At 59.9% G+C, this 12,740-nt stretch carries 10 protein-coding genes; 2 read left to right on the forward strand and 8 right to left on the reverse strand.

All coding sequences use genetic code 11. The annotated features are described in order from the left end of the window. Nucleotide 1: 1 nt before the first annotated feature. The 7 genes from OEZ71_RS06650 to OEZ71_RS06680 all read right to left on the reverse strand — a co-directional run bounded on the left by OEZ71_RS06650 (nt 2) and on the right by OEZ71_RS06680 (nt 9,662). Nucleotides 2-1,327, reverse strand: coding sequence for a TRAP transporter small permease subunit (locus OEZ71_RS06650; protein WP_263739171.1), 1,326 nt, complete (start codon nt 1,325-1,327; stop codon nt 2-4). Nucleotides 1,328-1,416: 89 nt separating this feature from the next. Then, nucleotides 1,417-2,517, reverse strand: coding sequence for a TRAP transporter substrate-binding protein DctP (gene dctP / locus OEZ71_RS06655; RefSeq protein WP_263739172.1), 1,101 nt, complete (start codon nt 2,515-2,517; stop codon nt 1,417-1,419). Nucleotides 2,518-2,899: 382 nt separating this feature from the next. After that, nucleotides 2,900-5,266, reverse strand: coding sequence for a DUF1989 domain-containing protein (locus tag OEZ71_RS06660; protein ID WP_263739173.1), 2,367 nt, complete (start codon nt 5,264-5,266; stop codon nt 2,900-2,902). Continuing rightward, a complete protein-coding gene (locus OEZ71_RS06665) occupies nt 5,263-5,646 on the reverse strand; it encodes a cupin domain-containing protein (RefSeq protein WP_263739174.1) in 384 nt (127 codons plus the stop codon). Before OEZ71_RS06665 ends, OEZ71_RS06660 begins: the two co-directional genes overlap by 4 nt. A gap of 3 nt (nt 5,647-5,649) precedes the next feature. After that, nucleotides 5,650-7,620 (reverse strand): ABC transporter permease, encoded by a 1,971-nt coding sequence (locus OEZ71_RS06670; protein ID WP_263739175.1) that lies wholly within the window; start codon nt 7,618-7,620, stop codon nt 5,650-5,652. After that, nucleotides 7,620-8,648 carry a quaternary amine ABC transporter ATP-binding protein gene (locus tag OEZ71_RS06675; protein ID WP_263739176.1) on the reverse strand — a complete coding sequence of 343 codons (1,029 nt, stop codon included), beginning with the start codon at nt 8,646-8,648 and terminating at the stop codon, nt 7,620-7,622. Before OEZ71_RS06675 ends, OEZ71_RS06670 begins: the two co-directional genes overlap by 1 nt. A 69-nt stretch (nt 8,649-8,717) precedes the next feature. Beyond that, nucleotides 8,718-9,662 carry an ABC transporter substrate-binding protein gene (locus OEZ71_RS06680; RefSeq protein ID WP_263739177.1) on the reverse strand — a complete coding sequence of 315 codons (945 nt, stop codon included), beginning with the start codon at nt 9,660-9,662 and terminating at the stop codon, nt 8,718-8,720. A gap of 143 nt (nt 9,663-9,805) precedes the next feature. Here OEZ71_RS06680 and OEZ71_RS06685 point away from each other — a divergent pair, with 143 nt between their 5' ends. Both OEZ71_RS06685 and OEZ71_RS06690 read left to right on the forward strand, forming a co-directional pair. Beyond that, complete coding sequence (locus tag OEZ71_RS06685; protein ID WP_263739178.1) at nt 9,806-10,816, forward strand: LysR substrate-binding domain-containing protein; 1,011 nt, start codon at nt 9,806-9,808, stop codon at nt 10,814-10,816. Between the two features lie 245 nt (nt 10,817-11,061). Beyond that, nucleotides 11,062-11,697 carry a helix-turn-helix domain-containing protein gene (locus OEZ71_RS06690; RefSeq protein ID WP_263739179.1) on the forward strand — a complete coding sequence of 212 codons (636 nt, stop codon included), beginning with the start codon at nt 11,062-11,064 and terminating at the stop codon, nt 11,695-11,697. Here OEZ71_RS06690 and OEZ71_RS06695 read toward each other — a convergent pair. Further along, nucleotides 11,694-12,734: a heme-dependent oxidative N-demethylase family protein gene (locus tag OEZ71_RS06695; protein WP_263739180.1), complete on the reverse strand. Its 1,041-nt coding sequence runs from the start codon at nt 12,732-12,734 to the stop codon at nt 11,694-11,696. The genes OEZ71_RS06690 and OEZ71_RS06695 overlap by 4 nt on opposite strands. Between the last annotated feature and the right edge of the window lie 6 nt (nt 12,735-12,740).

A 12,740-nucleotide genomic window follows, 5' to 3' on the forward strand; every position in this document is an offset into this window, starting at 1 on the left:
CTCAGGCTCCTCTCGCGATCGCGCGAATGTCTTTTGAGATTTTCGACACGCCCTGCAGGACCAGCAGGACGCCGCCGACGAACATCATCCACTTCATTGGCCAGAGCGGAACTTCCCATTCGTTGAAACTGATTTCGCCCCAGCGGATCGCGGGATCGGTCCAGTCGCGCAATGACAGGCCGCCCAGCATTTCGCCGAAGCCGATCTGGCCGCGCGCCCAGTCGGAGACGACCGAGTTGCCCGACGGAACGGCGACGGCATCCATCGCGAAGATGTAGGAGGTCACGAGAAGCGTGCCAGCGAAGATGAAGAAGAAAACCGATGTCACAAGATCGGCCCAGGCCTTCTTCGGTCGGGTCAGCGGCGCGTAGAAGATATCGACCCGCACATGGCTTTCGGTCAGCATCGCGTAGGCACCGGCGATCAGGTACTGCATGCCGAACATCAGGTACATCGACTCGTGCGCCCAGTTGGTCGGCGAGTTGAAGACGTACCGGCTGATGACCTCGTAGTAGTAGACAAAGACCGCGATCACTGCCCAGTAGCTGACGAATTCACCGGCATAGAGCGACAACCGGTCGATCCAGTTCTCGGCCCATTCATGGTCCGCCTTGCGGGCGTCCGGGTCGATCTGCGCGGCTTTCTCGGCGATCTCCTCGTCGATAATACTTTCCTCGTCAGGTTCTTGCGCCGCAAGGGCATTAGCCCTGCGGACAAGGCCGGGAACGAGAAGGGCATCGATCGCAAGCAGTGCGAGGATGGCATAGAACGCATAGCGCGCCGCATTGCCCCAGAAAGCCCGATCGGCCTGAGCGACCTCAGCTATGGGTTGCGCCTTGGCAAGATCGGCTTCGGCCGTCGCGATACGTTCGCGACCGACGACGATTCCATCCTCGGCACGCTTCAGGCGGCGCTCGGCGCTCTTCTTGGCGAAGGAGCCAGCTTCGGCCGCCTCAGCTTCAACACGGAACTTCTCGATATCGGCTTCGGCGGTCTCAAGACGCGGCCGCTCGCGTTCCAGTGTGCGCTCGGCAACCTTGACGAGGTTCGTTGCATCCGACATCGCGGCACGGGCCTCGCGCTCCTCAGCGTTGCTCCAAAGAACGCAGAGGAAGATGGGAATATAGACGAATCCCAGAAGGCTTTTCAGATAGAACCGGTGAAGCCCAAGGATACCGCCCGTCACGAGGATCAGATAGGCAAGCGGGGCACTGTATCCCGGCCGATCCGGCCGGGCCCGTCGCGCCAGGATCATTCCGGCGACCGGGAAAAGGATCAGCCCGAGCCAGTAGGCCCAGTGCGGCAGCGTGAAGTCGATGTTTGGCATTGCGGAGTCCCGGGGATTGGCCGCGCCTTTCGGCAGAGAGGGCCCGCGCGAAGCGTCCGCACGGGCCCGTCGTCAGGTCTGTGACTGGTTCACAGATCGAGCGTCAGACCTTCGACCTGTTCCGGCGTCACATAGCCCAGAGATCCGGACATCATGTAGTCGAGCTGGATCTTGAACACGCGCGCCGCATCCTTGTCGCGGTTGGCATAGTTGAACCAGATCGGCACGGCGACCTCGGTCAGAAGCTCCACGTCGTCCTGGCTGAGGCGCGTGACCTCGGTGCCTTCGGCGGCGAACTTGCCCCAGGCTTCCTGGTCGGCCTTCTGGATCGCGGCATGGTGCATGTCGGAGTAGACATGTGTCTCCATCTCGACGAACTGACGCATTTGCGGCGACAGTGCGTCCCAGGCGGTTTGAGAAACCGTGATGTCCATGAGGTCGACCGGCTGATAGACCGACATGAAGCCCGGAGGGCCCATTGAGATGTAGTTGGTCACCTGGCTGAAGCCGAGCGCATAGTTGACGGCCGGTCCGACATAGTCGGCGACGTCGATCGTGCCCTTCTCCAGCGCCGGGAAGATTTCCGATCCCGGAAGCACGGTCGTCTCGGCCCCGATTTCGGTGAAGACTTCGGCCACCATCCCGCCCGGCAGACGCATCTTGCGGCCGCGGAAATCGTCGATCGAGTTGATCGGCACCTTGGAATGGATGATATTGGGTCCGTGGTGAACCGGGCCCACGTAATACATTCCCTGTGCCGCATAGAGCTCGCGGGCGATTTCAAGCCCGCCGAGGCCGTAGAAGAACACGTCGAATTCGTGCGGGTTGCGCAATGCCAGCGGATAGGATGTCAGGAATGTCGCCGCAGGAATGATCCCTTGCGCATAGATCGTGAAGGGGTTCACGGCATCCAGAACGCCGTTCTTCACTGCGTCGTAGAGCTGGAAATCGCCGACGACGTCATTGGCGCCGAACGGCTGGAAGGCCAGTTCCCCACCGGTTTTTTCGGCGATAGTAGCGCACCAATCCTTGAAGATCTGTAGACCCGCGCCGCCGGGCCACGACGTCTGGATCTTCCATGTTGTTCCGTTGGCCTGAGCAGATGCGATATGCGGAGCCGCAAGCGTCGAAGCCCCGGCTGCTGCAATAGTCCGCAGCGCCATACGGCGGCTGGTGAGTTGTTTGATCATGTAAGTCTTCCCCCTAGTTGGTTGCGCACTCCCATTCCGGAGTTGGTGAGGTTAACCGAGTGTTGTCAAACGCAACAAGCATATTTGGTAAACATTTCTCACCAAATGTACACAGTTTCTTGGAAAATATGCCTCGGCAAGGCGAAAAAAGTGCGCGAAGGCAATTTTGAGCGATCCTCGGACTCGGGAGGAATTTGACCAAACATTCAGATAATGGTTGAGGCGCAGATCAAAAGCCGAGCTTCAGAAGCCCCGCTGCGAGCAGACACACGTCTTGATGCTGTCTGAGGCCGAAAGCTTCAGTGCACATATTTAGATCAATTATTTTTTTTACTTGCAGAGGAGGAATGACGCGCGGCTTCGGACACGACGGCCACAGTGATCAGTAGTTCCCCTTAACCCGTTCCTTGGTCGGATCGAAATGCGGGAAGGGCACGACGCGAGCCTTGAGGCGTTTCTGGTCGCCGTCTAGGCGTCCCACCTCAACCTCGGTGCCGATCTCGGCATGGGTCACGCTCAGCCGAGCCAACGCGATAACCTTGCCCAGAACCGGCGATTTGACGGCAGACGTCACCACGCCGATCTGCGGCTTGCCGACATGGACGCAATCGCCAGCCGTGGGCACGATCCCGCCCAGAACCTCCAGACCGACCAGACGCTTTTGTGGGCTGGCCTTTCGCGCCTCCAGCGCCTCGCGGCCAATGAAGTCGTCGGTCTTGGATTTCAGCGGCACGGCAAAGCCGATCCCCGCTTCCATCGGGTCGGTCTCGTCATCGAACTCCGACCCGGCAAAGATCAGGCCCGCCTCGATCCTGAGCATGTCGAGCGCCTTCAGACCCAGCGGCACCATGCCCATCGGTTCCCCGACCTTCCAAACGGCGTCAAAGACCGCTTCCGCGTCCTTCGGGTGGCAGAACACTTCATAGCCAAGTTCACCGGAATAGCCGGTGCGGCTGACGACGACGGCAGGTCCGTCGAACCCATGCAAACGGCCGATGGTCAGGCGGAACCAGCCAAGTTCCTCGACGCTCGCCTGTGCGGGCGGCGTCCAGATCACCTCTTTCAATATGTCGCGCGACAGGGGCCCCTGCACGGCGATATTGCAGTGATGATCGGTCGAGGTGCGCACCCAGGCGTTCATCTGCCGCTCCTGCGCTTGTTTGCGCAGCCAGAGTCCGGATTGATCATTGCCGCCGATCCAGCGGAAATTGGTATCGCCCAGACGGAACACCGTGCCGTCGTCGATCATCCCGCCATGGGGATAGCACATCGCGGTATAGACGATGCCGCCCACCGGCAGTTTCTTGATATCACGGGTCACGCAGAGCTGCATCAACGCTTCGGCATCGGGGCCGGTCACTTCGTATTTGCGCAAGGGGCTGAGGTCCATCACCACGGCCTTTTCACGTGCCGCCCAGTATTCGGCGATAGCCCCGTGGTTGGTCATGTCCGCCGCCAACCAATAGCCGTTATATTCGACGAAATTGCGCGTGTGGCGGGCAAAGCAGTCATGAAACCCGGTTTTCTTTGTCTCTTCCAAATCGGCCCCCGGAGTTTTGCGCCAGCCAATCGAGCGCTTGAAATCTTCATTCTTGTCATAGACGCGCAGTTGGATATCGGTCGGATTCCAGCCGTTCGCCGGATCGATGTCGCAAGGGCAGGCGGTCGAGACGCACAAGAGGTCTGTCAGCGCACGCACCAGCACATAATCCCCCGGACGCGACCACGGGTCATCCATTCCGATCGCGTGGGTGTCGTCCAGAAGCGTGTTGAAGAAATAGTTGATCGCCGGCCAACCGCCGCGCGGGCGAATACCCCATTTGGCCAGTTCGACATTGATGTTGTCGGAACAATTGATATGGCCGGGATAACCCAGATCCTCATAGTAGCGTGCGGTGCACGACAGGCCGAACGTGTCGTGCCGCCCGACCGTGTCCTGAACGATCTCGATCAGCGGCTCATGGTCGACGGAGAAATATTTCGCGTGCAGCCCGGGCATCGGATAGAGCGACCCCATGAGCGAGCGGGTCGTCGTCGGATCAATCTCACGCTCCAGTCCTTTGTCGAGCGCCCGCAGCGAAAAGGCCTGAAAGTCGGAGCATTCGCGGCCCTGCACATCGAGAATCTGGATGTACTGTCCGGCCTTGACCTCATAGGCGACGGCCTGTCCGGGGCGGATATTGTCGTCGCGCAAGGGATCGGCGAGCGGATCGGGTGGCTGGTTGCCCGCCTTTGCCAGTGCCGGATTGGCACGCCGGACGTAAAGCACAACCTCGGTCGGCGCCCATTGCGCGTGCGGCTCCATCGGCTCACCGGCGGCGCAGACGATCAACAGCCCATCCTGCCCGGCGATGAACGCGGCAAAGTCGCCCGCCCGCGAACCCTCGGCAAAGACGAGGCTGCCATCGGCCTTGCCAAGATCGAACCCCGCGACCTCCAGTGCGCGGACCACCCGGCGGCCGGACGGATCACGGATAAGCGCCGCCTTCAGTCCCTTTGGGTCACGCCCCCCCTTTGCCCCGATCATCGCCGCGTCAGACCGGCCATCCGGGGCAAAAAAGACCATCTCGACCGGTTGCAGCCCCTCGCGGTCCTGGATGGTGATCTCGTCGCCCCTGTAGATCTCGACCGCGCGGCTGCCACCACCCGGTACCGGGTGACGCTCCACCCCTGGCGGTAGAACGGGCAGGCCCGGCGTCACAACACCAGAGCGCTCGAATGGCGTTTCGAAGACGCTCATGACATTCATGACAAGGGCTCCAATTTGTTGACGGCAACCGGCTCGGTCGGGCCCCAGGCTGTGACCAGAAGCTTGCATCCCGATGGGGAAAGCGAGGTATGGGCCGTGCCCGCCGCAAGGCTGACAAAATCGCCCGCGCGATAGACCGTGCCGTCGAAATCAACGAGTTCGCCGTCAAGCACGAAAAACTCCTCGCGCCCGTCGTGGCGGTGCGGAACGCTCGACGCGCCGGGCTCCATGATCAGAAGGTAGCTGCCGGCCCCCTTGCACTCATCGAACGAGACATTGTGCCATTGCATCACGCCGTCCCTGTCGCCGAAAGCCGTCATAGGCTGGAAGGTGGCGTTGTCGAAGCGAACGACTGTGCGTCTGGCAGCATGCTGCGTCATGACCTAGCCCAAACCGAGTGTCTTGCGACGGTCTTCGGACCAGCGCATCAGGATGTGATTGAAGGCAAGCGCCATCAGGGCGACGCACATGCCAAGGACGAAGTTCTTGCCAAGTTCGTTTCCGGCAAGGGTTTTTTGCAGTTCCTGCCCAAGGTCCTGCGTGCCGATAAAGGCTGCGATGATGACCATGAAGAAGGCGAACATGATCGCCTGATTGACGCCGATCACCATGGTCGGCAGCGCAAGCGGCAACTGGACCTTGAACAGCTTCTGCATCCGGGTCGCACCGGACATGTCCGCGGCTTCGGCGACCTCCTCGGGAACGGCGCGAATGCCTTCGATCGTGTAGCGCATCAGGGGAACCGTGGCGAAGATAAAGATCGCGAAGACCACCGACACGTCGCTGACGCCAAAAAGCATGATTGCGGGGATCAGGTAAACGAAGCTTGGAAAGGTCTGTGCTGTGTCGCAGGCGATGAGGATCGGATCCGACCAGCGCCGTTTCAGCGCCGCAAGCACCCCGAGCGGAAGACCGACCAGCGCCGCAACGCAAACCGCCGAAATCACCGAATAGAGCGTAATCACCGCGCGGTCCCACCAGCCGGTTGCGGCGACTATAGCCAGAAAACCGGAAGCAAGAGCTGCAGACCGCCAGCCACCGACTGCGCAACCCGCCGCTGCACAAGCCAGCAGGATCGAGATGGTCGGCAGCCACAAAAGCGCGTTACGGAACGGGATCAGCACCGAGGTGACAAGGAACCCACGCAGCCAACCGGTCACACCGGTAACAACATCATTGGACAATATGGCCGTGATAACCGAGTCGATCTCGGAACCGATCGACAGGTCCTGGCCACGCTTGATTTCGGCCAGTATCGGGAAAGCCTGTGCCAGAACGGTAATCCCGATGAATGCACCGACCGCCAGCAACGGATAGCGATGGCGTATCCACCAAGGGGTTCCGCGCTCGTAGTGGACCGGCTGTGTGACCACCCATGCTTTCGACATCCGGTCCATGGTGACGGCGATCAGCACGATCGTGACGCCGATTTCGAAACTGCGCCCAAGCTTGAGCGAGTTCATGAGTGACAGAAGCTTGGCGCCAAGCCCCGGCATCCCGATGAAGGCCGTCAGCACCACCATGGCCAGCGACAGCATAATGACCTGGTTCACGCCGACCAATATTTCGGTGCGCGCTGAGGGAATGTAGACATGGCGCAGCATCTGCCAGCGGGTCGAGCCGCTCATATGCCCGGCCTCGACGACCTCGGAACGTACTTTTTTCAGGCCGAGCGTCGACATCAGGACCATTGGCGGCATGGCGTACAGAATCGTGGCGACACATCCCGCGGTCGGACCGACCTTGAAGAAGATCACGGCGGGCAGAAGGTAGGTGAAGAAGGGCAAAGTCTGAAAGATCGCAAGCACCGGCGCAAGGAATGCTTCGAAGCGCGGGAATTTCCACGCGAAGATGCCAAGCACCAGGCCGACGAAGACGGCGACGGGTGCCGCGACCGCGATGACCGACATCGTCTGCATTGCGATTTCCCACTGTCCGACCAGCGCCACCCAGACAAAGGTCACCGCACCAAGCAGCGCCATCTTCCAGCCTTTCAGCGCATAGCCGATTATGGCCACGACAGCTGCGACCGCCGCCCATGGCATCGGACCGATATAGGGCCAGCGGTGCTTGCCGTAGAACAGGTTCGCGGTGATATCGAGCAGCCATTCAAGACCCGCGGAAATCGTGCGGGTGACGTAGATCAATCCAAGATCATCCTTGAGGAAGTCGAACAGCGACTGGAACCAGACGTCATAGGGCAAGACGGCCGCGTCCGGGAGGCGGACCGCGAAGGCCGGAAGGAAAGGCTTCAGGACAGCCAAAAACACCGCCAGCCCGAGAAGCATGGCGCTCAGACCCGGCCTGAACCCACGACCAGAGGTGGTCGTTGAGGAAAAATCGGCAACGGCCATCAAACCGGACCCAGAAGGATATCGAGAGCATCCTGCCGCTTCATCGCGCCCATGATCGCGCCATCCTTGCCCTGAACCGGCAGAACCTCGCGTGTGTCATTCACGAGTTGACGGGCAAGCTGAAGGATCGTGGCGCCGGCGTCCACGGGCGCGCCCTCCAACGCATATCCGTTTACCGGAACCACCAGCCCGCCAGCGTGAACGACGCGGCTTTTTTCAACGTCTTCGGTGAATTTAGCGACGTAGGGTGTAGCCGGCTTCAGCACGATCTTGTCGGGCGTATCGCACTGCTCGATCGCGCCGTCCTTCATGATCGCGATGCGGTCGGCCAGTCGCAGCGCCTCGTCAAAATCGTGGGTGATGAAGACAATCGTCTTGCCCAGCATCCCTCTCAGGCGCAGGAATTCATCCTGCATCTCGCGCCGGATCAACGGGTCGAGCGCAGAGAAGGGTTCGTCGAGGAACCAGATGTCGGGCTCAATGGCCAAGGATCGCGCGATGCCGACACGCTGCTGCTGGCCACCCGAGAGTTCACGCGGATAATATTCTTCCCGCCCTTCCAACCCGACGAGCTTGATCACCTCCAACGCCCGCTCGCGCCGGTCGTGACGGTCCTGACCGCGCATTTCGAGCGGGAAGGCAACGTTCTCCAGAACGGTGCGATGCGGCAGAAGTCCGAAGCTTTGGAACACCATCCCCATCTTGCGGCGGCGCAACTGGATCAGTTCGCGTTCGTCGAGCTTCATGATGTCGGTGCCATCCACCGCAATCTCGCCGCCAGTTATGTCGACGAGACGTGACATACAGCGCACCAAGGTCGACTTGCCGGACCCCGACAAGCCCATGATCACGAGCATCTCCCCCTTGCCGACATCGACCGAAACATCGCGAACAGCGGCAATATAGCCGTCCTGGCGAATCTCATCGAAGCTGCGGCCGCCCTTCGCCGTTTCGAGGTAATTCTTCGGCGAATGTCCGAACAATTTCCAGACGTTGCGGCAACGGATGACGGGGTCTTGAGCGGGCATTAGAGGCGTTCCTTTGACGGTCCGGGGGGCGACATGCGCCCCCCGGGCTTCTCGTGCTGGTGTGAATGATTACATCGAAATCCAGGGTTTCCAGACGTCGGCGTTATCTTCCAGCCACTTCGCGGCCGCATCTTCCGGTTCCATCTCGTCCACGTCGACCAGTTTCGCCATTTCGGCGATCTGGGCATTGGTAAAGTTCACTTTCTGAAGAACGCCATAGGCACCCGGCCACTTGTCCTTCATGCCCTCCCAGGCGGCGATCTTAAGATAACCGTTCGCAGGGTTGCCGCAGTCGAAGGCCGCATCGGGATTCGGTCCCACTGCCGGATCGACATCGCAGCCATCCACCCATTCGGGGAAGTTCACGAATTCGCCCGGCCAGACCGCCTCGGCAAAGTTTGGCGTCCAGTTAAACAGAACGATCGGCGTCTTGTCCTTTTCGGCGGCGGCAATTTCAGCCCAAAGCGCAGCGGCCGACCCGGCGTTGACCACGGTGTAGTTCAGGCCAAGTGCATCGACACGCTCCTGGTCATGCTTGAGCCAGTCCACCGGTCCGGCCAGAAACCGGCCCTTGTCGCCGGTTTCGGGTGTCGCAAAGAGCGCGGCGCATTCGTTCAGCGCGTTCCAGTCAGGAAGGCCCGGGCAGGCTTCCTTGGTCCACATCGGGTACCACCAGTCCTCGCGCGTGACCGCGTCGTGCGTCGCGACATCCTCGATCCCGCCCTTTTCGAGCGCGGCGCGGAAGGACTTGCCAAAGGCGCCTTCCCAAACCTCAAGCTCCAGCGTGACGTCCCCCAACCGGACCGATTCATAGACCGCCTGACTGTCGGTGGTGACATATTCAACGTTGTTGCCAGCGGCCTCGAAAATCTGGCCCACCACGTTGCTCATCACGATCTGGCTGGACCAGTTGTGGATCGGAATGACGATCGGATCAGAGCTGTCGGCTGCGTAAGCCGCCGAAGAGGCGAACGCGACGAGGGCCACGACGGAGACAGATGTAGTAGTGCGCATGTCTTCTCCCTGTTTCATGACATTGCATGTCGTTTTCTGTGACAAAGATAATGACGTTGTCCGGCGCAATCTCTGCGAAGAATCTCTGAAGCCGTTGCCGCGAATTTTTGCTGGCAAAATCGGGTGGGCGGGATAGTTTACGCATGACCGACCAAGTCATGACACGCGCGACACCGGGACGGATGGCTGAACGTAGAAAAAAAGGCGTGCGAAAAGCGCTGCCCCCGCTTGACTACCTGCTTGCTTTCGAGGCGTCGGCACTCGCGGGTGGCTTTTCGCCGGCCTCAAAGACGCTCAACATCAGCGAAACCGCCATCAGCCGGAAAGTCCGCCTGCTTGAGCTTCATTTCGGCCTGACGTTTTTCGAGCGCAGCCACCGGGCGATTGAGCTGACCAAGCAAGGCCGCGAATTTCTCGCCCGCATCAAACCTGCACTCGATACGATTCGTGACGTGGCCGACGACGCGATGGTCAAGAGTCAAAATCGCCCCGTAACCCTTGCTGCAACCAATTCCGTCGCCTCGCTTTGGCTGACACCGCGCCTGCACGCTTTCCGGCAGGCCAATCCGCATCTAAAAATCATGTTGGTTGCGTCTGACAGCGACGAGGAATGCCTGGCGGACTCCGTTGATCTGACAATCCTTCGCGGCGATGGTAACTGGCCCGGTTACAAGTCGCACCTTGTGTTCGGGGAAACCGTATTTCCCGTGTGTTCGCCCGACTTTCTCCGCCAGCATCCTGAAGTTGCGAAACTGGAAGCGCTGAACGAAGCCCCGCTGATCGAGGTTTCAAGTTCCCACACCGAATGGATGAACTGGCGTACATGGCTTCGACACAAGGGAGTATCCCGGGTCGATCTGGAACAAACCACCTTGTTCAATACCTACCCGTTGTCGATCTACGCCGCAGTGGATGGCGTGGGCGTGGCGCTTGGATGGGGGCACCTGGTCGATCAGCTTCTGGAATCCGGCAAGCTGATCCGGCCACTTGGGGATGCCCACGTCCGGACCACATTCGGCTACTACCTTCTTCTACCAGAAAAGAGGATTCCGTCAGCCGGGTGTTCGGAAGTGGCCGAATGGCTTCGCCAGACCAGCGCCGCGCGCAAGCGCTATGGGGCGTCCCTTTCCGACGACGTAACAGAGCGCGTTTGACTCAGAGGTGAACCTGCTCACCATTCGGCAGAACTGCCATCCGTATCTGGCAGATTATAGGAATCAGGGAAAACCAAGACAGCAACTGTCGTGGGTGATTGCGCTGGCGGCAACACAATATTACTCTCAGGAAACAAAGTGGGCCGGTCCCGACCAATACTGAGGGATCCCAACTCCAATGGAACCCATTTCTTTTTTCGCCGAGATTCATTTACCGGCATCACAACGGGCTAAAGGAGCAGGCAATGAGCGCCTCGATGCTGGAGCAGGATCCTCATAAACTCCGCGAAGAGCGCGAGAATGTGCTCGAAGTAGCAATCGGACGCGAGGTCAGGGCATTTCGTCATCAGGCCGGCATGACCGTGGCCGATCTATCCAAACGGACCGGTCTCTCGATAGGGATGCTGTCGAAGATCGAGAACGGGAACATCTCGCCCTCCCTGTCGACGCTGCAAAGCCTGTCACATGCACTCAGTGTCCCGCTGACAATGTTCTTTCGCAGGTTCGAGGACGTGCACGAGGCGGTGCATACGAAGAGCGGTGAAGGGGTCGAAATAGACCGTCGGGGTACCAGATCGGGTCATCAGTACAAGCTTTTGGGCCATATCGGGCAAAACGCGTCTGGCGTTCAGGTGGAGCCCTATCTGATCACGCTCACCTCTGAATCCGATGTGTTTCCGACCTTCCAGCACGAGGGGATCGAGACGATCTATATGCTGGAGGGCATCGTCGACTATCGCCATGGCCGCAATGTCTACCGGCTGGAACCCGGCGACACGCTGTTTTTCGACGCCGACGCGCCACACGGACCGGCAGAGATGCATCAACTGCCGGCCCGGTATCTGTCGATCATCGCCTATCCGCAGGGCAAACAGGTCTAGTCGGGGAAGCAGCCCGGCGAGGTCGGCGCACCGTCGTCGAACTGCGAAAGGTACTCGACGATGACAGGCCGGTTGCGGATGAAACCCTTGTAGGTCGCGAGCTCCACCGGCAGGTCGCGAAGCACACGGTGCAGGCGGCGTCCCCATTTGGGCACCGTAACCAGATCTTCCAGCCGGATAAGATAGCAGCGGATCGGGAACAAAAGCGCGTTCGACCGCGGCAACCGCCAAAGCGTCTGCAACTCAACCCGCAGGTGCTGCTTCTCGCCCACATTTTCGGGCGTGATCGTTGTCTTTTCGGGGCCCCATTTGTGGTAGTTCTCGGGGCTCGTGTCGAGGTTCGGGTTGACCGTCATGGTCCAGTTCAGCCGCCGGACCGGCGCACCTTGCTGGAGGTTCAGAAGAAACTTCAGCGCTCGCTCGAAAACACCGAGTTGATGTGCAAGCGGCACCGGCGCGTGCCATTCCATGAAGTTCATACCGATGTCGAAATCGAGACTCCAGTCGGCCTGGGTCGTCACCATGCCCGCATCCATCCACAGGTTGTTCTCGCGGTGGTCGAGAATGGCAAAGTCGCCCTGTGTCTGCCGCAGGATGTATTCCATCGGCCCGCAAGGCAGGGTCGAGGTGTCAAGAAAGGTGAAACTCTGGTCGATCGCCATCGGCTTGTTGACCCAGCGCCAACGGTTGCCGTCGCGGTGCAGTTCGAACAGATCAGGATAATCCTCGGCCTTCGAGGTCATTATCAATTCCAGCGTATCCCAGCCGGCGAGATCCATATGCGGCAAGGACTGGCAACGCAGCGGATCGTCGTTCAGAACCCGCGCCCGGTCTTTCATCTCGGACAGGTAATGCTCGTCCACATCGAAGCGATGTTCATAGGCCGATCCCTTCGGGCCCGGCTTGTGCGGCTCCAGATTGACCGAATACATGTAGCTGTCTTCGTGGAACGGAAAGGGAAACCGCCGGATCGCTTCCTTCGAGTTGCGGAAGGTGTAGTCGCCGGTAAAGGTTTCGTCGTTGAACTGAAGTGTCATGGGTGT

The sequence above is a fragment of the Albidovulum litorale genome, assembly GCF_025751495.1.
GTDB classification, from domain to species: domain Bacteria; phylum Pseudomonadota; class Alphaproteobacteria; order Rhodobacterales; family Rhodobacteraceae; genus Albidovulum; species Albidovulum litorale.

Bases quoted from the DNA above. Each gene is read 5' to 3' on its own strand.
- OEZ71_RS06650 (WP_263739171.1), bottom strand. From the start codon at position 1,327: ATGCCAAACATCGACTTCACGCTGCCGCACTGGGCCTACTGGCTCGGG.
- dctP (WP_263739172.1), bottom strand. From the start codon at position 2,517: ATGATCAAACAACTCACCAGCCGCCGTATGGCGCTGCGGACTATTGCA.
- OEZ71_RS06660 (WP_263739173.1), bottom strand. From the start codon at position 5,266: ATGAATGTCATGAGCGTCTTCGAAACGCCATTCGAGCGCTCTGGTGTT.
- OEZ71_RS06665 (WP_263739174.1), bottom strand. From the start codon at position 5,646: ATGACGCAGCATGCTGCCAGACGCACAGTCGTTCGCTTCGACAACGCC.
- OEZ71_RS06670 (WP_263739175.1), bottom strand. From the start codon at position 7,620: ATGGCCGTTGCCGATTTTTCCTCAACGACCACCTCTGGTCGTGGGTTC.
- OEZ71_RS06675 (WP_263739176.1), bottom strand. From the start codon at position 8,648: ATGCCCGCTCAAGACCCCGTCATCCGTTGCCGCAACGTCTGGAAATTG.
- OEZ71_RS06680 (WP_263739177.1), bottom strand. From the start codon at position 9,662: ATGCGCACTACTACATCTGTCTCCGTCGTGGCCCTCGTCGCGTTCGCC.
- OEZ71_RS06685 (WP_263739178.1), top strand. From the start codon at position 9,806: ATGACCGACCAAGTCATGACACGCGCGACACCGGGACGGATGGCTGAA.
- OEZ71_RS06690 (WP_263739179.1), top strand. From the start codon at position 11,062: ATGAGCGCCTCGATGCTGGAGCAGGATCCTCATAAACTCCGCGAAGAG.
- OEZ71_RS06695 (WP_263739180.1), bottom strand. From the start codon at position 12,734: ATGACACTTCAGTTCAACGACGAAACCTTTACCGGCGACTACACCTTC.